Annotated in this window: 16 protein-coding genes; 7 read left to right on the top strand and 9 right to left on the bottom strand. The window is 34.9% G+C overall.

Going from position 1 to position 20,708, the window contains the following annotated elements:
* Positions 1-4: 4 nt before the first annotated feature.
* Both RQM59_RS14225 and RQM59_RS14220 read right to left on the bottom strand, forming a co-directional pair.
* A complete protein-coding gene (locus RQM59_RS14225) occupies positions 5-829 on the bottom strand; it encodes a TerC family protein (protein WP_349242791.1) in 825 nt (274 codons plus the stop codon).
* A gap of 29 nt (positions 830-858) precedes the next feature.
* The gene (locus RQM59_RS14220) at positions 859-1,638 is read right to left on the bottom strand and encodes a sulfite exporter TauE/SafE family protein (RefSeq protein WP_349242790.1); all 780 of its coding nucleotides are present in this window, start codon (positions 1,636-1,638) and stop codon (positions 859-861) included.
* 71 nt (positions 1,639-1,709) lie between these two features.
* Here RQM59_RS14220 and RQM59_RS14215 point away from each other — a divergent pair, with 71 nt between their 5' ends.
* From RQM59_RS14215 to acs, 3 genes are read left to right on the top strand one after another with little or no spacing between them, the layout of a single operon-like run.
* Positions 1,710-1,979 (top strand): DUF4212 domain-containing protein, encoded by a 270-nt coding sequence (locus RQM59_RS14215; protein ID WP_349242789.1) that lies wholly within the window; start codon positions 1,710-1,712, stop codon positions 1,977-1,979.
* An 11-nt stretch (positions 1,980-1,990) separates the two neighbouring features.
* A complete protein-coding gene (locus RQM59_RS14210; RefSeq protein WP_349242788.1) occupies positions 1,991-3,679 on the top strand; it encodes a sodium:solute symporter family protein in 1,689 nt (562 codons plus the stop codon).
* Positions 3,680-3,684: 5 nt separating this feature from the next.
* The gene (gene acs, locus RQM59_RS14205; RefSeq protein ID WP_349242787.1) at positions 3,685-5,580 is read left to right on the top strand and encodes an acetate--CoA ligase; all 1,896 of its coding nucleotides are present in this window, start codon (positions 3,685-3,687) and stop codon (positions 5,578-5,580) included.
* On the opposite strand, the gene RQM59_RS14200 is transcribed toward acs, so the two are convergent.
* The 4 genes from RQM59_RS14200 to RQM59_RS14185 all read right to left on the bottom strand — a co-directional run bounded on the left by RQM59_RS14200 (position 5,575) and on the right by RQM59_RS14185 (position 9,216).
* On the bottom strand, positions 5,575-6,144 hold the full coding sequence (locus RQM59_RS14200) for a TVP38/TMEM64 family protein (protein ID WP_349242786.1): 570 nt from the start codon (positions 6,142-6,144) through the stop codon (positions 5,575-5,577). The genes acs and RQM59_RS14200 overlap by 6 nt on opposite strands.
* Before the next feature lie 114 nt (positions 6,145-6,258).
* Complete coding sequence (locus RQM59_RS14195) at positions 6,259-6,945, bottom strand: response regulator (protein WP_349242785.1); 687 nt, start codon at positions 6,943-6,945, stop codon at positions 6,259-6,261.
* Between the two features lie 3 nt (positions 6,946-6,948).
* Positions 6,949-8,955 (bottom strand): tetratricopeptide repeat-containing sensor histidine kinase, encoded by a 2,007-nt coding sequence (locus RQM59_RS14190; RefSeq protein ID WP_349242784.1) that lies wholly within the window; start codon positions 8,953-8,955, stop codon positions 6,949-6,951.
* A 90-nt stretch (positions 8,956-9,045) separates the two neighbouring features.
* The gene (locus RQM59_RS14185; protein ID WP_349242783.1) at positions 9,046-9,216 is read right to left on the bottom strand and encodes a hypothetical protein; all 171 of its coding nucleotides are present in this window, start codon (positions 9,214-9,216) and stop codon (positions 9,046-9,048) included.
* Between the two features lie 1,577 nt (positions 9,217-10,793).
* On the opposite strand from RQM59_RS14185, the gene RQM59_RS14180 reads away from it, so the two are divergent.
* Positions 10,794-11,540: a DUF6503 family protein gene (locus RQM59_RS14180; protein WP_349242782.1), complete on the top strand. Its 747-nt coding sequence runs from the start codon at positions 10,794-10,796 to the stop codon at positions 11,538-11,540.
* Here RQM59_RS14180 and RQM59_RS14175 read toward each other — a convergent pair.
* The 3 genes from RQM59_RS14175 to RQM59_RS14165 all read right to left on the bottom strand — a co-directional run bounded on the left by RQM59_RS14175 (position 11,527) and on the right by RQM59_RS14165 (position 14,935).
* Positions 11,527-12,066 carry an NUDIX hydrolase gene (locus tag RQM59_RS14175; protein WP_349242781.1) on the bottom strand — a complete coding sequence of 180 codons (540 nt, stop codon included), beginning with the start codon at positions 12,064-12,066 and terminating at the stop codon, positions 11,527-11,529. The genes RQM59_RS14180 and RQM59_RS14175 overlap by 14 nt on opposite strands.
* 19 nt (positions 12,067-12,085) lie before the next feature.
* Positions 12,086-13,768 (bottom strand): M1 family aminopeptidase, encoded by a 1,683-nt coding sequence (locus RQM59_RS14170; RefSeq protein WP_349242780.1) that lies wholly within the window; start codon positions 13,766-13,768, stop codon positions 12,086-12,088.
* 81 nt (positions 13,769-13,849) lie between these two features.
* Positions 13,850-14,935, bottom strand: coding sequence for a M42 family metallopeptidase (locus RQM59_RS14165; protein ID WP_349242779.1), 1,086 nt, complete (start codon positions 14,933-14,935; stop codon positions 13,850-13,852).
* Positions 14,936-15,062: 127 nt separating this feature from the next.
* Here RQM59_RS14165 and RQM59_RS14160 point away from each other — a divergent pair, with 127 nt between their 5' ends.
* From RQM59_RS14160 to RQM59_RS14150, 3 genes are all read left to right on the top strand, one after another.
* Complete coding sequence (locus RQM59_RS14160) at positions 15,063-15,959, top strand: ABC transporter ATP-binding protein (RefSeq protein WP_349242778.1); 897 nt, start codon at positions 15,063-15,065, stop codon at positions 15,957-15,959.
* Positions 15,960-15,970: 11 nt separating this feature from the next.
* Positions 15,971-19,624 (top strand): ABC transporter permease/M1 family aminopeptidase, encoded by a 3,654-nt coding sequence (locus tag RQM59_RS14155; RefSeq protein WP_349242777.1) that lies wholly within the window; start codon positions 15,971-15,973, stop codon positions 19,622-19,624.
* A 126-nt stretch (positions 19,625-19,750) separates the two neighbouring features.
* On the top strand, positions 19,751-20,482 hold the full coding sequence (locus tag RQM59_RS14150) for a DUF4294 domain-containing protein (RefSeq protein WP_349242776.1): 732 nt from the start codon (positions 19,751-19,753) through the stop codon (positions 20,480-20,482).
* Positions 20,483-20,708: the final 226 nt, after the last annotated feature.

Raw genomic sequence — 20,708 nt, 5'->3', positions numbered from 1 at the left:
AGCCTTACTTCGCTGAAGATTGTCTTTTTTCTAGTAGTTCTCTTTCTGCCATTATTTTCTTTTGATAACGACCTTGAACAATATCGGTGATCACTAAAATACCAATCACAAAGTAGAAGGTAGTTTTACTCATAGGTACAATTTCGTTTCCGAAAAGTTTTAGATGAGCTAAGTGCCCTCCTTCTGTGATTAGCATAATTCCTACTATAAAAAGAATAAACAAACCTAATACCTCATACATTCTATTTTTGGCCAAAAATGCAGATATTCTATCCGCTAAGAACAACATCAACAAACCACTGATAACAATAGCTATTGCCATTACAATAAAAGCCGTTGTTGAGTTTTTAATTTCGTTTGTAAGCCCAATAGCCGCTAAAATTGAATCAAAAGAGAAGACAAGATTCATTAAAACGATACTTGTGATTACAGCATTAGGGGATTTGGACGTTTTCGAATTTTCTGCTAAGTCATGAGAAAGGTCCTTCAATCCTATCATATGCCATATTTCTTTAATAGCCGTATAGATAATAAATCCTCCCCCAATTAACACAATAATACTATGACCATTAAAGGCAAACTTCACAACGTTTTTTATTTCACCAGTTAAAAAAGAAAATGGTTCTTGGAAAAAATCAATAACAGACACCAATACAAAGAGTAAAACAATTCTCAAGGCAATCGCTATAATAATTCCTACTTTACGTACTCTTTTCTGATCAGAAGCAGGCGCTTTTTTTGATTCTAAAGAGATGTATAAAAGGTTGTCAAAACCTAGAACAGCTTGCAACAGTACAAGCATTAACAATGTGAAGATGATTCCTATCATAATATTTATTTTTTAAGATGCTAAAAGTATTAAAAAAGATATTTCCATAAAATTCGAATGGCTACAAATGCGATCAAAATAGCTGTTGCTTTCTTCAATTGAATAGCCGTAAAATAACGATTACTCAATCGACTTCCAATCTGACCTCCAATAAACACGGTCACCAATAACGTTATGGTAAAGCCCCAATCAATCGTAAAATTCTCATTAGAATATTGTCCTATAAGCCCAGCTATGGAGTTAATTAGAATAAAAAGACTGGCTGTTGCAGCAATTTTTTTAGGAGTATTCCAATGAGTTAAATGAAGTACTGGAGCTAAGAAAATACCACCTCCAATACCTACCATGCCCGAAACGAAACCAATAATACCACCATACATACTATTTTTAAGTGTCCCTGATTTTTTAAGAACTTTTTCCTTTCCGACGATTCGTTTTGAATTCCACATGGTAATGGCTGCAAATAGTAAAGTAAATCCTAACAAAATAAAGAAAAAGGTCTGGCTGATTTGTAGCATTCCTCCCAAGTAGGCTAGGGGAACACTGAATACAATTAAAGGCGTAATGCGTTTCCAGTCTAATAGTTTACGTTGTTGGTACAATAATACATTTCCAGAAACCACTGCAATATTACACAACAAGGCTGTCGATCGAATTTGAATAAAAGCAATTCCCATGAAAGCAAGTACCGCCAGATAACTCGATCCACCTCCAAAACCCACGGAAGAGTAGAGTAGGGCAATGGCAAAGAATAATACTATTATTGGCCAGTGTGTTTCAAGAACAGTTACAAGTGATAAAAAATCCATAGAATGCTATGTGAGCTAACAAATATAATTTTATCTTGTTCTTTTTTTAGTAGAAAACTAAATTTCAACATATGAGTTATCAACAAAAAGCCACTTCCTACTGGAAAAAGAACATTCAATACTTAATCATATTATTGTCCATATGGTTTTTGGTTTCCTTCGGAGCCGGAATATTGTTTAAGGAAGAACTAGATACGATACGTATAGGAGGATTTAAGCTAGGTTTCTGGTTTGCTCAGCAAGGGGCGATCTATGTATTTGTGATTCTCATTTTTGTATATGTTAAGTTGATGAATCGATTGGATAAAAAGTATGGCTTTGACGCAAAAGATGAATCTTAAAAAATAATGTAATGGATATTCAAACTTGGACTTGGATTCTCGTTGGAATCACTTTTGCCTTATATATTGGTATTGCGATATGGTCTAGAGCTGGATCTACTAAGGAGTTTTATGTAGCAGGTGGAGGCGTTTCTCCTTTAGCCAATGGTTTAGCTACAGCAGCAGATTGGATGTCTGCAGCTTCATTTATTTCTATGGCAGGACTCATTTCTTTTAATGGGTATGACGGTTCGGTGTATCTCATGGGGTGGACAGGAGGCTATGTGCTACTTGCCTTATTATTGGCGCCATACCTAAGGAAATTTGGGAAGTTTACAGTCCCAGATTTTATCGGAGATAGATATTATTCCAATGTAGCAAGATTTGTGGCGGTAGTTTGTGCTTTGTTGGTATCCTTTACTTATGTTGCTGGACAGATGCGCGGTGTTGGCTTGGTATTCTCCAGATTTTTAGAAGTAAATATTAATACGGGTGTAATGATCGGAATGATCATCGTTTTGTTCTATGCTGTCTTAGGAGGGATGAAAGGAATTACCTATACCCAGGTGGCTCAGTACTGTGTACTGATCTTTGCGTTTATGGTACCCGCTATATTTATCTCTATTCAGATGACAAATAACCCCATTCCACAATTAGGTTTTGGAGGAGCGGATGAGCAAGGTGTTTATTTGATGGATAAGCTGGATAAGCTACATCGAGATTTAGGATTTTCTGAGTATACTTCAGGAAGCAAATCTATGCTAGATGTATTTTTGATTACAGCTGCTTTAATGGTTGGAACTGCAGGGTTACCACATGTAATCGTTCGCTTCTTTACAGTAAAAAAAGTATCCGATGCACGTAAATCTGCAGGTTGGGCATTATTGTTCATAGCTATACTATATACAACAGCGCCAGCAGTGGCAGTTTTTTCTAGAACGAATCTTATTGAAACAGTTAGCAATACACCTTATAACGAAGCTCCGGATTGGTTTAAAAATTGGGAAGCAACAGGATTGATCAAATTTGATGATAAAAATGGAGATGGTAAGATCCAATATCTGGCTGATAAAAATAAAAATGAGTTGACCGTAGATAGAGATATCATGGTGCTAGCAAACCCTGAAATTGCAAATTTACCCAACTGGGTGATTGCTCTGGTCGCTGCAGGTGGATTGGCAGCGGCATTATCAACGGCCGCAGGATTGTTGCTGGTAATTTCATCATCAGTGTCACATGATTTGATCAAGAAAATGATCAAACCTAACATTTCAGAAAAAGGCGAGCTATTGGCCGCCAGAATTTCTGCGGTTGTGGCTGTATGTGTAGCTGGGTATTTTGGAATACACCCTCCAGATTTTGTTGCCGCTACAGTTGCATTAGCATTTGGATTGGCGGCTGCTTCGTTCTTCCCGGCAATAATATTAGGAATTTTTAGTAAGAGAATGAACAAGGAAGGCGCGATAGCTGGTATGATTGTTGGAATCTTGCTGATGCTGTTTTATATGACCAAATTTAAGTTTGACTGGTTTGGTGGAGGTACAAAAGAAGATTGGTGGTTTGGAATTTCACCAGAAGGTTTTGGTACTGTCGCCATGATCGTTAATTTTACCGTGGCGATATGTGTATCCAAATTTACTCCTAAACCGCCCAAAGAAGTTCAAGAAATTGTAGAAAATATAAGAATACCAAGTGGAGCAGGAACGGCTCAAAATCATTAAAAATCATGTCCTTAGAAATAAACTCCTATCAAGAATATCAAGAACACTATCAAAGAAGTGTTGAAAACCCATCTCTTTTTTGGGAAGATATAGCGAACCATTTTTTTTGGAGAAAGAAATGGGATAAAGTGCTAGAGAACGATTGGTCTATACCTTTAACTAAATGGTTCACGGGAGCACAATTGAATATCACTGAGAATTGTTTAGACAGACATTTAGAAGAACGAGGAGATCAGACGGCAATCATTTGGGAACCTAATGATCCAAAAGATAAAGCGCAGCATGTAACCTATAAACGGTTACACAGTAAAGTTTGTACATTTTCTAATGTATTAAAGAAGAACGGAGTTCAAAAAGGCGACCGTGTATGTATCTATATGCCTATGGTTTTAGAATTAGCTGTCGCTGTGTTAGCTTGTGCTAGAATTGGAGCAATCCATTCAGTGGTGTTTGCTGGATTTTCCGCTACGGCACTGGCAGCAAGGATCAATGATGCTTCGTGTAAAGTGTTATTAACGGCCGATGGAGGTTTTAGAGGAGATAAAATAACACCTTTAAAAGACATCGCGGATGAAGCTTTAAAAGAATGTCCAACGATTGAAAAGACAATTGTATTTAAGAGAACAAAACAGCATGTTTCATGGAATCCATCCATGGATGTTTGGTGGCATAAGGAGGTGGAGAAAGTTGATGACGTATGTCCAGCAGAAGTTATGAATGCAGAAGACATGCTATTCATTTTATACACTTCGGGATCTACGGGGAAACCTAAAGGAATGGTGCATACATGCGGTGGTTATATGGTGTATACGACCTACTCTTTTAAAAATGTTTTTCAGTATAAAGAGGGAGATGTTTATTGGTGTTCAGCGGATATAGGTTGGATCACTGGTCATAGCTATATTGTATATGGACCATTAGCAGCAGGTGCTACTACCGTAATGTTCGAAGGTGTTCCTAGCTATCCCGATTTTGGGCGCTTTTGGGAGGTTTGCGAAAAGCATAAAGTGACGCAGTTTTATACTGCTCCAACAGCTATTAGAGCGCTGGCAAAACACCCGATTTCATTGGTGGAAAAATACGATTTATCCAGTATTAAAACCCTAGGAACGGTAGGAGAACCGATTAATGAAGAAGCCTGGCATTGGTATGATGACCATGTAGGTAAAAATAAATGCCCCATTGTAGATACCTGGTGGCAAACCGAGACAGGAGGGATGATGATCTCTTCTATGGCAGGTATTACAAAAGACAAGCCTACCTATGCTACATTACCACTTCCAGGAATTCAACCTGTTCTATTGGATGGAGAAGGAAAAGAAATTCAAGAAACAGAAGCAGAAGGAATAGTGGCAATTAAACATCCTTGGCCTTCATTGGCAAGAACGATTTATGGTAACCACGAACGATATAAGAATGTGTATTTCTCTGCCTATCCAAATTATTATTTCCCCGGTGATGGAGCGCTAAGAGATGCGGATGGAAACTACAGAATTACCGGGAGAGTAGATGATGTAGTTATTGTATCAGGACATAATTTGGGAACTGCTCCCATAGAAAATGCGATTAACGAGCATGAGAAAATCGTAGAAAGTGCGGTGGTAGGATTTCCGCATGATATAAAAGGAAATGCATTGTACGCCTATGTAATTACCTATGATGGCGTAGAAGAAAAACCTGAGTTGATAGATGAGATTAAGCAAGTCGTGGCAAATACCATTGGACCGATAGCGAAACCCGATAAGATTCAATTTGTAAAAGGATTACCTAAGACCCGATCTGGAAAAATCATGCGTAGAATTCTGCGTAAAATAGCTTCTAACGACACATCAAATTTGGGAGATGTATCTACATTGTTAAACCCTGAAGTGGTTCAAGATATTATTGACCATAAATTATAGTAGCTGTAATACATTTGAACCAAAGTAAATATAGATAGAGCATAGAATAAGCTCACCTATAAACACGCCTGTAAAAATGTATTTAAAAGGCGCTTTTAAAATACCGCCTGCATAACAAATAAAATCGGTGGGTACAACGGGTAGTAAAGACCAACCAGCTATAAATAAGACAGATTTTGAACTGGAAAAACGACTTCTCCAAGCGTTTACTTTTGACGAAAAACGATGATCTAATCGCTTACTGAAGCCAAGAAAATCTGAAAAATAGTAAATGCAGGTTGCGGATAACATGATACCAATCATGGAGATAACCAAGATTAACAGTAATCTGCCAGGGAATAGGAGTGCACCAGCCAGCACAAAAGGTGTACTGGGGATTAGGAAAAAACCACGAATCAAACTTAATAGAATATAGATCCATAACATCTCACTATTGAATGTTTTAACAAATTCAGTAATACTCTTTGGAGAGAAAGTTTCAGGAGATAAAAAATATAGTATAGCAAGTACAACGATGATTACGACCCATATACTATAAATAACAATTTTTCCTTTTCTAGGCATACTTTTGGTTAGGTGTTGATAGTTACTTTTGATATCAACGAGTCTAACCAAATATTGTTACAGGGCTGTTAAGAGAAGTTAACGGATATATGAAATCTATTTAGGCACTGGAATTTAGATAAAACCCTTGTCCCTAGCAATTAAGATCAGCTCGCGATCATCCTGACCATTGGTGTCAAATATTTGACGTAAATGACGTTTGCGCTTTTCAATTCCTGCGCTAGAAAGCGGTACCAGATGTTGCAATTCTTTTGTTTTAGTTCCTATAGATAGTTCGTATAAGATCTTTCGGTCAATATCATCTAGTAAAAAATCGCTAGATACTTGTTTACGGAGCAATTTCATCACAGTTTTGCTGTAATACGGAGGCTGAGTGAGTACTTCTTTAATAGCGGTAACTAGTTCTTGTGGAGTGATGTCGTTTTTAATTAAAAAACCATCAGGATCGATGTTTTTAAAAATACTATGTACCCTATAGTTGTCATTAAATGTGGTAGATACAATGATTTTTGCATTCGGCAATAACTGGTTGATCTTTAGACCGAGGTCTTCCCCGGATAAGATCTTTCCATCTTTAGAAGGAGGCAAGCGCATATCTAAAAAAACAATATCTATAGATTTCTTATGTTTGGCATGTTCGCAAATAGTTGCATAAGCTGAATCGCAATCATTTGCCATATGTATCGCAAATGAATATGAAGAATCCTGTTTTTCGAGATATGTAAAAGCGCTTTTATATGCTTCTGAGATCAACGGGTGATCGTCAATTAGTAAGGCGGTATATGATTTTCGTGTAGCCATAATTTACATAGGTATTTTTATGAGTATTGAGGTACCTTGTCCTATCATCGAAGAGACCTCAATGGTGCCTTTTAATTTCTGCACTCTTGAGCGCATATTTTTCAAGCCGATCCCTTTCCTTTTCTGAGTTTGAAATCCTGAACCATCATCTTTAATAAAAACGACAAGTTGAGAGTTTTGTGCAGAGAAATCTACGGTAACAAGTTGTGCATGTGCATGCTTTGTGATATTCTGCAATGCTTCCTGAAGGATACGATAGATGTTTACCTTGGTAACCTGATCGATGTCTTTCCAGCTAATATTTTTTTCGATCTGTAGCGAATACTTGAAATCTCCAATAGTGCTTTTATCTTTAAGTAATTGCTCTATAATAGTTGAAAAATTAACTTTGGAACTTTCAAATGAAGTGTTCAGTTTGTGAGAAACATCACGTATCTCTTTTTCGATCTCTTGCAATTCGTCTAAAAAGGATTGATGTTGCTCTTTTACTTTTTCATCCGCATTCACATCTAGGAACCCTAGGCCTACGCGTGTACCGAATAATTTACCCAGAATACCATCGTGCAATTCTTCTGAAATACGATTACGTTCTTTTACTTTTTCTTCCTCCAAAATGGTTTGTTGCTGAATGGTAAGTAGATACACCTGCTCGTTGGCTTTTTGTTGTTCGGTTTCCAACAATAGTTTTTCTGTTTTGGCTTTTTGAATACGTAAAAAGTAAAGCAAGGATAGAATTAATAATACCCCTGCACCGGAAGATAAGATCCAGATCTTTTGCTCCGAAAGGCGTTTGGTTTCTTCTATATATTCGTCTGTTTCAAAATCGATACGGGTAAATTTATTTTGAACCTTACGCTCAACAGCTATCAAACTATCATTGTATTGAATATGTCGACGTAAATATTTTTCGGAGTTTTGAGGATCTAGATTTGCCATTAAATCTAAAGATTCTAGATAGTCAACTCCATTTTTGACTTTGTTGGCCAAACCGTTAGCTTCTCTGGCATATTTAAAAGCTGTTGTAGTATCTTTTATATAAGTATAATACTTAGATAGCCTTATTTTGCTACTAACTATACCTGCTTTATTGTTTGTACTGTCTCGAATTTTTAAAGCTCTGAGCATATCTTTTTTCACCAAACTAGTATCTCCCAACATTAGTTTACAAAAAGCTCTATTGTCTATAGCACGAGCATATCTCGTTTTACTTAAGTCATGGTCTAAAACCTTATTAAAATATTTAATAGCTTTTTTATATTTCCCTTTCTTTAAGTATGTCAATCCGATATTGTTTAAACTAGCCTGTAAGTAGAAATCTTTAACTTCAATTTTCTCAATATACTCAAGCGCTTTCTCATTATAGAATAAAGCTTTTTCATATTCTTTAATATCTATCTGAATAAGAGCCAGGCTATTATATGATTCAAATAGGTATTTATAATTTTTTAAAGGTTTAAACTTTTTAATGGCTTCGAATAGTAGCACTTCACTTCCTGTATAATCTCTATATCTACTTTTAATAAAGGCCATAGAATAAAGCATCCGAGCAGCTTGGTATTCTTTATGAATCCCATTAAAGTAGTCGTATGCTATGGAATAATGAGGGTATGCCTTAGTATAAGCTTCTCCATTCAAATAGTAGTCGGCATAGCTCCATTGTGCGTCTGCAATCCCAAAAGAATCTTTTAGTTTATAGGCCAGTTTTAAGGTTTCTTCGTTGATCTTTTGAAAGTTTAAGGTATCTTTTAACTCATAAAAGCGATAAGCAATGGTACTTAGTTGATTCGCTTTTGCATTTGTACCTTCTTTTAATATTACTTGATTATACGCTTTTTCTAAAAACACTTTTTGTTGATGAGAAGTGTAGTTCTTATTTTTTGCTGCCTTGATCCAAATGGTAATACTGTCCTGTTGCGTTTGTAATGTTGGTAATATTAGCGTAGCACGTGATTGCAGCGAAAACACTAGCGCATACAATAATACAGCAATTTTTAGAAGGGATACTTTCAACAGCTTTTGAGTTTGGTAAAAACAAATCTAGTAAAAAATAAAAAAACCCTTAGCATACATGCTAAGGGTTGGATATATCAGGAAGGATTATCACCCTCCTTTTCCACCACCACCGCCTTGCGTACCATTATCACCAGTTAAGCCTTGAGTGTTTTCGATGGTATCTAGTACGAGCTCATCGTTTTCGTTGATAAGATCTGTACAAGATGCTAAAAATAGCGACATGATAATCAATACTAAAATTGTTTTTAAAGTTTTCATAATGTAATTTTTAAAATTTGACAATAGTCTCCTGTGCCGTAAATACAGCGTGTGTGTAGAAAAGAATCGCGAGGTAGATTGTATCGGAGCTACCGATGAAATACTACCCTGAATTCATTTCAGGATCATTGCCTTCTGCAGTCAGGCATAAAGAATTTCAAATTGATTTTTTTAGCAATTTTGAAGCCTACTGAGCACTCCTAGGCCTATCATGGAGATAGTAGGGCTCGAGAAATTCTAATCGTTCGTAAATAAGGAAGCGTTCGCAATTTTATAAAACGCTAGTTGAATCTATACTCTAAAATACGATAGTCTTTGAAAGAAAGCAACGTACTTTTAGTAAACGAAGCTTATCGGTGAGTAAACGCTCTTTTTCATTTAGTGTTTGCATATTTATTGTTTTCATAGTCTTAGTGTTTCTTACTATTAAGATACGAAAAATCAACGATTTATCCAAGAAAATTCAAGTGATTTTGTCGATCTTAGTATTGGTAATATCAATAAATATGCCGTAACAATTTTTGCTTTTCATAGACAATAAAAAAGGCACCTTATGTTGGCGCCTTTATAGATGAATAATGAGCTTTATACTCATGTTATGTCGTTCTCTATAAAAGACTCCCGTATTTGAATTAAGATTGAGGTCAGTTCCTTGAATTGACCAAAGGTGTTCATGTCATTTTGTTTCATGTGTTCTTGTTTTAGTTTTTTAATACTCGTAGCAAATAACTGCTTGCTATCTGGGTACAAAGATGAAAACATTTTTTAGAAAAACAAATAAAATTTGAAATTAATTAATTGATAATCAATTATTTATGATTAAATTAGGTATAGGGAGTACTGCTCGGACCATAGTCCAAGTATCGCATTTTTGACAATCGTTTAAGGGTCAATTGTTTAGAGTTCAATGCTTGTTATTTTGTATGTTATGTTTCACTCATTATTTTTTTTAATAAAAAACATAAAAAAAGCGTCCAAAATTCTTTGGACGCCTTCGTATATGTTTATTTTTTGATTAGATCTTATTCATATAATCGTTTAAAATTGACATACAACAGCGCCCTTTTCGTAGAAAAGGTCTCCATAATGTTTATTACATCCCATCCTGAACATAGTAGATTAATAGCGATATGTATACGTTGTTGTCTCATTTATAACACTACAAATATAGAATCTTTCTCGGAATTGTAACTGCTTTTCGCTTTAGATGTCTGTGTAAAAAATGAAAAAGTAAGGTTTTGCCTTACTTTTTGTATGGCAAAACCTTACTTCTATTCTTCAGGATGCAAGTACATTTGAAATGGATATTTGTTGAATATTTGGTACAAGCAATTTCAATATTTATTAGAACAACCAAAAAGGGGAAAATTTTTGTATGAAAAGGAAAGATGAAACTCGGAGACTATATATTGCTTGTATCTTGTAAGCTAACTAAATGTATTTAGTTTGTTTATTGGAGTCTTTAGAGTTTTCATATAGATTATTATATAGTCGATAAAAGGCGCTTTGTTATGAAGCGTCTTTTATTTTTGTAAATTGCCAAGCTAAAATTCGACATAGAAACAAATTAACTACTCATGAAGAAAATAGGACTTCTACTATTGGTTGTCGTTTTTACGATTTCTTGTAAAAATGAACCTAAAAAAGATGTACAAAAAGAAAAATTCCCTGAAGCTTTGGGAAAAGTGTTTGATAAACATGGAGGTATAAACGTCTGGAGAAAAGCAAATACATTATCTTTTAATATAGGGGAGGAATCGCATACTGTAGATTTGCACTCAAGAAAAACGGTAGTACATTCGCCTAAGTACTCATTAGGATATAATGGTAAAGATGTATGGATGGTACGTCAGGATTCTACTGCCTTTAAAAGGGATCCTAAGTTTTATTATAATTTGTACTTCTATTTTTATGCAATGCCTTTTGTCTTAGCAGATGATGGAATTTCTTATGAAGATGCATCTCCTTTAGTATTTGAAGGAAAAGAATATCCAGGAATAAAGATATCTTATGCTTCAAATGTTGGGACATCACCAGACGATAACTATTATATATACTTTAACCCAGAGACCTATCAAATGGAGTGGTTACGCTACTCTGTAACATTCTTCTCTAAAAAAACTTCCGAAAAGTTTAATGTAATTCGATATAACGATTGGAAAACTGTTGATGGTTTATTATTGCCAAAATCAATTACTTGGTATCAAAAAGATGAAAAAGGATTACCGACCAAGCCAAGAGGTACAGCAACCGAATTTACATTGGCAATTGTCAAAGAAGCTAAATTGCAAGATGCTTTTTTTGAAAAACCTAGCCAAGAATAGCTTCAATAGTTGATATAATAAACTGATAATACTCAGATGTATCAGGCACCAATGAAATTTTTTTATTGGTGCTTTTTAATACATTAAATTCAAATAGCTTAAGATCATCCACTTCCTCTTCTTGCATAGAAAGTTCTTCAACGCTTTTTGTTAGTTCACAAAGGAATACGTGGTAAAATTCATTGTCTTGAATACCATTTGGATGACTGCGCTCTCCTTTGCGAACGGCAATTTTACGGAGCTGATTTTTTGTAACATCTAAACCAATTTCTTCAAGAATTTCTCGCACTGCAGCGTTTTCTATAGACTCTCCTGCATGCACATGACCCGCTACCGAAACATCCCATCTATTTGGATAGGTCTTTTTCTGAGCACCTCTTTTTTGCAAAAGAAGTTGTTTGTTGCTCGTGTAAAACCAAACATGTACCGTGGCATGATAATACCCTTTTTGATGAGCTATAGACTTTAGACAACTATTTCCAGTTGGTGTTCCATCAGTAGTAAGAATATCTATGAATTCGTCCATGACCCCAGTTTTAACTGGATCAATATACCGCTTTTTTGTTATGGTCATTGTCCTTAAGTGAAGGAATTTTGGCTTCTTTGGAGGGGAAATATGTATGATGAGTTTCCTTACCATTCTTGTACACTTTGAACTCAGCTTTGAATTCCGGATTTCCATAATAAAAACTTCTTAAAGTCAAACGATCTCCCTTTCTCAAACCAGCTTTATAGGCGTTGGAGTTTTCATCAACACGAGCAATAGACTTTTTGTCTTCGCTTAAGGTTAATCCAAGGTCGAATACAACACTAGTCGGATTGAATTCACAGTCAAATTCGTTGAACATGCCAATAAGATCAAACAATTTCCCTTGAACAATATGTTTATTAAAGAACAGCGAAAGATCCTCAGTTAGATATTCGTTTGCCTTTGAAAGAAAATACGGGTGGCTTAACTTTTGTTTATTGCTGACAGCATCCTCTTTGATAGCCAACATAAGGTCATCGAGGGATTTTGCACCATTAGACGCTTTTCGAATTTTATTGTCTAGATAAAAAGCGAAGATAGTGCCACGTCTGTAGGGTAATTTCTCATAGTCTCGGCTAGTCCAAAAATTGTTGTAATTGATCTCTGAGTTTGGGGCTTCCTTCACAGGTGATATATATAAAGCTTTTATTCGTTTATTGAGTTCATTAATAAAATAACTTTCGTCTAAATTTGCGATTCTATTTCGCGCTATATTTTTGAGCGTATAATACTCGGTAAAGCCTTCACTAAACCAATACTGTTCTTCCTCATTTTCGTTTACGATAATATGTCCAGTCCAATTGTGTTGTAATTCATGATTGAATAAATATACCAACCCTTCTAGATTTAAATAAGTATTGTTAGTAGCAGTAGTTGCAAAAGAATTAGTAAGACCACTTCCTTGAAACCCGGTCCCTCGTTCTAAAAAAGTAGGTGTCATAGTTACAGCAAAGTATTCTTGAGAGTGATCTTGCCAGAAATCGCGTTGCGCTTGTAATGTGCTTTCTAAAACATCCACAATGGTAGAATCGTTAAATACTTTCCAATCTCCACGAATACCCAGCACCGCATCATTTCCATTAATTATTATTTCATGAGCTCTATAATCCCCTCCTGTAAATACTGCGCTGTGAAAATGATTTTTGTCCGTATTTTTAATTACCTGATGTTGATCGTTAGTGCCAAAACTATTGATCAAGTTGAAAGTTGAGTCAAACCCTTTCCAATGAATATGAACATTGAATTTCGAATCCGAACTTGAAGCATAATTGCTTGGGAGCATAAACAAGTTGTGCGAAAAAGCATGGAAATATTCATCCTGAACGATAGGTCGAAAAGCTTTTTTTGTGGTGATTGGAAGTTTGGTATCCTGGACAATCTTGTATTGAAAATGGATCGTTTCAAGATCTTTAGGATGTTTAAGTATAATTTGACCACTATCCTTAATTTTCATGACTTCTACACCCTCATTTAATGATTCTAGATCTGCTAAGACATTATGGATATCTGTTTCCCCCCAAGCATGATCTTGAAACAATAACGTGGTTTCTCCATCATTTTCAGCATCGAATTTCATAGCTATATTAAGAACGGGAATCGAATCGTATAAAGTTTTAGTGACAGTATAGTGTAGTGTTTTTTCTTTAGAACAAGAAGCTATCAGAAAAGTAGTGCAAATAATAAGAACAAGTTTTCTCATGATCTTTGGTTGGTTTAATTCATTTAAAAGACGAGAGAAAAAATGGAGTGTCACAAAAAAAGCTCCTTTAGGAGCTTTTTGTTATTTAAAGTAAGAAAAGGTTTCCCCATCTTCAATCTTTAAGAGTGTCTCATAGATCAATTTAATCACGTTTTCTACGTCATCTCTATGCACCATTTCTACAGTTGTGTGCATATATCGTAAAGGAAGTGATATTAACGCCGAAGCAACTCCACCATTACTATACGCAAAAGCATCTGTATCCGTCCCAGTAGCTCTAGATAAAGCAGATCTTTGAAATGGGATCTTTTTCTCTTCCGCAGTGTCAGTAATTAAATCTCGTAGCTTTTGTTGCACTGCAGGAGCATAAGCTACTACAGGACCGCCACCATTCTTAATGGATCCCTGTTTTTTCTGATCAATCATTGGTGTAGTCGTGTCATGGGTCACGTCTGTTACGATGGCTACATTGGGTTTGATCGTCTCTGTGATCATCTCTGCACCTCGTAATCCAATTTCTTCTTGAACCGAATTTGTTATATACAAGCCAAAAGGTAATGATTTCTTGTTTTCATGCAGTAAACGAGCTACTTCAGCAATCATAAAACCACCCATTCTGTTGTCAATAGCACGACACACAAAATTATTCTTGTTTAAAATATGAAATTCATCTGGGTAGGTAATTACACATCCTACATGAACACCTAACTTTTCTACTTCGTCTTTGGTCTTACAACCAACATCAATAAAAATATTATCAGGCTTTGGAGCTTCTTCTTTAGCTTTATTTCTAGTATGAATGGCGGGCCACCCGAAAACTCCTTTTACAATACCCTTCTTGGTATGGATGTTTACTATTTTACTAGGTGCAATTTGATGGTCGCTTCCTCCATTTCTAATAACATAGATAAGTCCATTGTCCGAGATATAATTTACATACCATGAAATCTCATCGGCATGTCCCTCAATGACCACTTTATATTTAGCATCTGGATTAATAACCCCCACAGCACTACCATATGTATCTGTAATAAACTCATCTACATACGGTTTTAAATAGTCCATCCATATCTTCTGACCTTCCCATTCATATCCAGTCGGTGCCGCATTGTTCAAATATTTCTCTAAAAATGTAAGTGATTTTTTGTTCAGTATTGATTTTGCCATATTTCTTTTCGTTTGTGTAAAAATAAAAGGATTTTTAGAATCATTTTAATTAAATGTAAAAAGTTGTAACAATTATTGTTACTTTGATACTTATCAACTAATTAAAACCAAGTAAAACCATTTTAGCATGCAATTAACCATACAGAATTTGACAAAAACCTATAAAAATGGTGTCAAAGCGATAGATGACTTAAGTATAGAAATAGGTACCGGAATGTTTGGACTATTAGGTCCAAATGGGGCAGGAAAATCATCATTGATGAGAACCATAGCTACACTGCAAAGTCCAGATTCTGGGACCATTACTTTTGGAGATATTGATGTGTTGAAAGATAAAATGGAATTGAGAAAAATTTTAGGATACTTGCCACAATCTTTTGGTGTATATCCAAAAATGTCTGCAGAGGCATTGCTAGATTATTTTGCAACCTTAAAAGGAGTGAGTTCCAAAGTAGAGAGAAAAGCATTAGTAAAAGAAGTATTAGAAATTACCAATTTATACGATGTCCGTAGGAAAAATGTAGCAGGATATTCTGGAGGGATGAAACAACGTTTCGGAATTGCACAATTGCTATTGAACAACCCAAGGTTGATTATCGTCGATGAGCCTACTGCGGGGTTAGATCCAGCAGAACGTAACCGTTTTTTAAATGTATTGCGCGAAGTGGGAACCAATTGTACTGTTATCTTCTCTACACATATTGTAGAAGATGTAAAAGAACTGTGCAATGAAATGGCAATTTTGAATGGTGGAAGAATTTTAAAACATACAACTCCGCTAGAAGCAACTAAAGAGATTGAAGATCAAATCTGGACAAAGGTGATTCAACGAGATGAATTAGAAGATATCGAGAAAAATCATAATATGCTTTCAGCAAATTATAACACAGACAACTCCTTAAATATTCGTGTGTACAATGCTGAAAACCCGGGAGATGGTTTTGAGAAAACAATTCCTCAATTAGATGATGTATACTTTATTGCATTAAAGAAAGATGAATCAGTTGAAGCCGTTTCAGCTTAAATAGCGAGTTTATGTTTTCAACAATATTCAAACACGAATTAAACTACTGGTTTAAGAAACCGGCATTTTATATATACTTAACCATATTCGCATTGTTATCCTTGTTTATAGCGGCATTGTCAGCGGGTATATTGGATTCTGTAACAGCAACCACTGGATCTTCAAGAATAGTGAACTCACCATTTGGAATTACCAGTCTTTTTAGCGGATTGACAGTTTTTATTTTCTTCTTGTTTCCCTCGATCATAGGGGTTTCCATCTATCGAGATTTTAAAAGTGAAATGCACACCATTTTATATTCTTACCCTTTTACAAAAGCCAATTATTTGTTTGCTAAGTTTTTGAGTGCAGTTGTAATAGTGACATGTATTGTACTAGTAATTGGGTTATTTATGGTAATTGGATTTCGTTTTCCAGGAACCAATCCAGAAATCGTAGGAAGTTTCAACCCTACTGTATACTTTAATACCTATGTCATCTATATATTACCAAACGTATTGCTATTTGGAACCATCGTATTTGCTGTGGTAACGTTTACAAGAAACATTGCAGCTGGATTTATCACTGTGATTATTTTAATATTTTTTCAAGAGTTAGCTGGGAGTTTATCATTCGATGAAAGTACAAGATATTTGGGAGCTTTTTTAGACCCTTCGGGGATTTCAGCTGCAAATTATTACACCAAATATTGGACACTTGCTGAACAAAATGAAATGTTGTTACCATTTAAGGGTGTAATCATTTATAACCGATTGATATGGTTAGGAGTTTCTGTTTTGATTTTCGGATTTGTCTTCAAATATTTCTCATTTAGCCAAAATGCATTTAGCTTTAGCTTCAGGAAGAATAAAGGAGAGCGCAGTACAAAGCGAAACTTTGGAGGTATAGTTACAGTGGATATCCCTATGGTGAAACATGATTACTCTTTCATTAGAAACCTTAAGACAACCTGGAGATTATCGATTATTGATTTTAAGTATATCGTTAAAAGTTGGGCTTTTTTATGTATTGTATTGGTTGGTTTAATGTTCATTTTAGTAGCCTTAAGCGAAGTTGGAAACATCTTTGGAACACCGACATTACCAGTTACATGGAAAATGCTTCAAGGAGGAAGTATATTTAAACTGTCAATAAATATTTGTACGTTCCTGTATGCAGGAATGCTGGTGCATCGAGCAAGTATAGCAAGGTTAAATCATTTAGTAGATGTAACACCGATTCCAAATTGGACATTGTTATTATCAAAGTTGCTAGCAATATTTAAAATGCAGTTACTCTTGTTATTTGTTATTATGGTTTCAGGTATGTTATTTCAAACATATAAAGGATACTATGACTTTAACATAAGGCATTATATTTATGAGCTATATGGCTTGAACTTTATAAATTTTGTGGTTTGGGCACTACTGGCAATCTGGATTCAGACTTTATTTAGAAACCCTTATTTAGGATTGTTTGTTTTACTTGTGATCTCTATTGGAATACCATTTTTGTCAATGGCAGGTATAGAGAATGACTTATATAAATACAACGAAGGGCCTGGTTTTGCATATTCAGATATGAACGGATATGGATCATTCTTTGCTAGCTATATGGCCTATAAAATATATTGGGTGTTATGCGGCTTAGTTCTTTTAGTGATCTCTAGTCTTTTCTGGGTGAGAGGAATTCCAAATTCTTTTAAAGAGAGATTAAGTATTGCGGTTTCAAGATTTAAAGGGATTACCGTGATTGGGTTTGTGGTATTTCTGGTAGGATTCTTTGTGCTAGGAAATTATATTTATAGTGAAGACTATTCAGGAGAAGATCGATTATCATCTAAAGAAAGAGAAAAGAAAAGAGTCGAATGGGAAAAAACCTACAAAAAGTATGAAAACTACAAACAACCAAGAGTTGTAGCGGTTAATGTCAACGTAAATATATTTCCAAAAGAAAGAAACTTTAACGCAGATGGGGCATATGTAATAATCAACAAAACGGATGAACCCATTGATAGTCTGTTCTTAAATTATAATGACTATCCATCAACATTTAAGTTTGATCGAGAGACTGATCTAGTCTCAAAAGATTCTGTATTCAATTTTGATATTTACCAATTAAAGACTCCATTACAACCTGGAGATACACTTGGATTAACCTTTACAGTAAAGAATAGTCCTAATACTAGGTTAAATACGAATTCTCCTGTGTTGAACAACGGAACATTTATTAATAATTTCCAATTGTTCCCATCTTTTGGATACAATGGCTTTAGAGAATTAACAGACGATAAAACCAGAAAGAAATATGGACTACCAAAAAATGATCTGAAACCACACCCTTCTGATTCTACTGCACTGGGGAATACCTATATTTCTAAAGATTCAGATTGGGTAGATTTTGAAGCCACGGTGAGTACCTCAGAAGATCAGATTGCTATTGCGCCTGGGTATTTAATAAAAGAATGGAATAAGGAAGGTAGGCGCTATTTCCATTATAAGATGGACAGTAAGATCCTCAACTTTTATGCCTTCAACTCGGCGAGATACGAAGTGAAAAAAGAGCTGTGGAATGATATAAGTTTAGAGATCTATTACCACAAGGGGCATACTTACAATTTGGACAGAATGATGGATGGTATGAAAGCCGCATTAAAGTATGATGCTGAGAATTTTAGTCCATACCAACATAGACAAGCCAGAATTATTGAATTTCCGCGAACAAGTGGAGGCTTTGCACAATCGTTTCCGAATACCATTCCTTTTTCTGAAGGGCTTGGGTTCATTGCTGATGTAGATGACACTGATAAAGGAGGAGTAGATTATCCCTTTGCAATTACTGCACATGAGATAGCACATCAATGGTGGGCACATCAAGTTATAGGTGCCGATGTACTAGGTGCTACCATGTTATCAGAGAGCTTATCAGAATATGTATCTTTAAAAGTGCTGGAACATGAGTACGGCAAAACAAAAATGCACAAGTTCCTTAAAAAAGCGTTGGACGATTATTTAATACAAAGAACCTTTGAGGAAAAAAGAGAAAAGCCATTAATGTATAATGATGGACAGGGATATATTAGATATCAAAAAGGATCTTTGGTGTTTTATGCACTAAGCGATTATATAGGAGAAAAGAATTTAAACAATGCTCTAAAGAAATATGTAGAGAAAGTGCAGTTTCAGGAACCACCCTACACAACGTCTATAGACATGGTTAATTATATACGAGAAGTGACTCCAGATTCATTGCAGTATGTGATTAAGGACATGTTTGAAACCATTACTTTATATAGGAATAGGATCGTGGATGCATCTTATAAAGAATTAGATAATGGAAAATATCAAGTCGACATAGAGTTTAATGTAAGTAAATATAGAAACAATGATAAAGGGAGAAGGTTTTATGGAGAACAGACGGGAGATACCATTACATATAAAACTGATAAGATGCGTAAACCGATACTGTCAGTCAAGTTGAATGATTATATAGATCTTGGGATATTTGGTGAAGAAGAAGTTGATGGCAGCAAAAAAGAGATAGAATTGTATTTCAAAAAGATCCATGTCACTGAAATAAATAATAAGATACGTATTATAGTGAATCAAAAACCAGTAGAAGTAGGAATTGATCCTTATAATAAATTGATTGATATACAATCGGATGATAATAGACGGAAGATCTAATATATAGATTACTCAGATAAAAAAAACTCATGAATACTTTTCATGAGTTTTTTCTGTTAAACTAGATGACCCCATATATAATTAGACAATCAAATAAGTATATTTACAAATGCTAAAAAGAAAGCCTTGAAAAAACTAATTTGTTCAATACTGTTGTTACTAGCGACTTTTGTAAATGCACAAAAGAAGGATTCCTTGCCGTTAAATATTGAGGACTATATTGTTGTTAAGAAAGGAGATACCTTAACAATAGATCTAGACGAGTTTTCAATCATACCGAAACATCAATTTTCATCGTCCAAAGATGCTAGGTATTATTATTGGTTTAGAAGTAAGGTACATAAGGCCTACCCTTACGCAAAGCTAGCCTCTCAAAGATTGGATACCTTAAATAGTAGATTACAACGAATAAAGTCGAAAAGAAAACGAAGAAAGTATACACGAAGAGCGCAGAAGTATTTAGAAGGAGAATTTACAGATCAATTAAAGAAAATGACAAGGACGGAAGGACGTATTCTGATAAAGCTTATTCATAGGCAAACAGGAAAGACTGCATATCAAAACATACGAAAATTGAGAAGTGGTTGGAAAGCCTTCTGGTATAATACGTCAGCAAATCTATTTAAGCTTTCTTTAAAAAGTGAGTACCACCCCGAATCAATAAACGAAGACTATTTGATAGAAGATGTATTATTTAGAGCTTTTCAGAATGAGACATTAGAAGCTCAACGAACCAAGTTGAGTTTTGATTTTCCAAAATTGGCTGCAAAGAATAAAGGTAAAGTTGACGTAGAAGAGTACAAGCTGATGTTTTCTAAAATGAAAAAGAAAAGAAAAAAGAAGTCTTCCAAAAAATAATTTTTGTCATAAGAGATTCATTCTGAATGAGTTTACTTTTGAAGTTAAAAAAAGTACTTTTTTTTCGATAAAAAATAGATGTAGATTGTAAAAAGTTTCTATCTTTGCGGTCCGATTTTTCGGGTAGTTCATTGAGAGTTTGTTAGGGTTTAGAGTTGGGAGAGAAAATAATTTCAAAAAAAATTATTTTTTTGTTTGTAATTCAAAAATAGTTATTACATTTGCA

It is taken from the genome of Asprobacillus argus, from assembly GCF_032248395.1.
Lineage (GTDB): Bacteria > Bacteroidota > Bacteroidia > Flavobacteriales > Flavobacteriaceae > Polaribacter > Polaribacter argus.
The sequence above is the reverse complement of the archived record's forward strand: the minus strand, read 5'-3'. Positions and strand labels throughout refer to the sequence as shown.